The sequence below is a fragment of the Planococcus sp. ISL-109 genome, from assembly GCF_018613655.1.
Taxonomy (GTDB): domain Bacteria; phylum Bacillota; class Bacilli; order Bacillales_A; family Planococcaceae; genus Planococcus.
In genome coordinates this window covers 1-1,145 of sequence record NZ_JAGGPW010000037.1, presented here as the reverse complement: position 1 = coordinate 1,145, position 1,145 = coordinate 1, and the positions used below count along the sequence as shown (strand labels likewise).

Here is a 1,145-nt window from a genome sequence, read left to right as displayed (position 1 = left end):
TCGATTCAGGAAGGCTATATCACCGAAGAGTCCTTGGCGATTGACGCCACGCATTTTGAAGCACGCGACAAGCCGACCGCGCCGAAGAAAAAGGAAAAGCCAGCGCCGAAGAAACTGGGACGAAAGCCGAAAGACGAACAGGCAGCCTGGCAAGCAGCGAAACAAAAACAGGAAGACGAAAAAACCCTCTATGAAAAAGAGATTGTCCATCAATTGGATGCCTCCATCGAGGCACTGGTCAACGAGATGCCGGTTGATCCGAAATGGGGCATCAAGAAAAACAGTGACGGAAAAAATACGTTTTGGTTCGGCTACAAAGCCCATTTGGCCGTGAGTACGGTGAGCCAGTACATCATCCGGGGGCTGATGAGTTCCGGCAGCTTGAATGATGGAAAAGCCGTCATCCCTCTCTTGAAGCAAATCCAGCAAACCATGCCAAGTCTTTTTCAAGCGGGCATCATGGACAAGGGCTACGATTACAAGCCCATTTATCACCAACTTCAGGAGATGAACCTCCACGCCGTCATTGCGTATAACCCGCGCCAGGAAGGTGAAGTCATCGGGTTCGATGAACATTTTGCGCCGACGTGTGTGCGGGAACATTCGTATCGCTACGACAGTTTTGACGCCAAATACGAAACCTTGAAATATGTCCGTCCCAAAGAGTGTGCGGCGTGTCCATTGAAAGACGATTCCCTTTGCCAAAAAATCTTTAAAATCAAAAGGTCAGTCGACCTTCGAAAGTATACGTCTCCGGCCAGAGGTTCCTTGAAATGGACGCTGTACTATAAACAGCGTGCCGCAGTGGAACGCGTCAACGCCTACTTGAAGGAGTATTTCGATTTAAATAACGTTCGGCACCGGACAGGCAAGAAAGCGAAAGTTCATTTTCAATTCGTTACCTTAATATACAACGCATCTCACTTGGCGAGTGATCGATTGAAAGCTGCCAAGCACGCAGCTTTAGCAGCCGCTTAAATTTAAAAAACAGAAAAAATGGTCGGTAAAGTCGTCTACACTTTTTTAAAAGTGCGATTTATGAAATTGATTCATATATGTTGAACTAAAGAAATATCAGTGAATTACCACTACTACTTGAACACTAACAATTTGCGAACAAACATATGTAGCAAAACAACGAAAAA

Annotated in this window: 1 protein-coding gene; it reads left to right on the top strand. The window is 45.9% G+C overall.

Annotated elements, in window-relative coordinates:
* The coding region (locus J7E21_RS16060; RefSeq protein ID WP_215109656.1) for a transposase at window positions 1-978 on the top strand (978 nt) is incomplete at its 5' end.
* Between the last annotated feature and the right edge of the window lie 167 nt (window positions 979-1,145).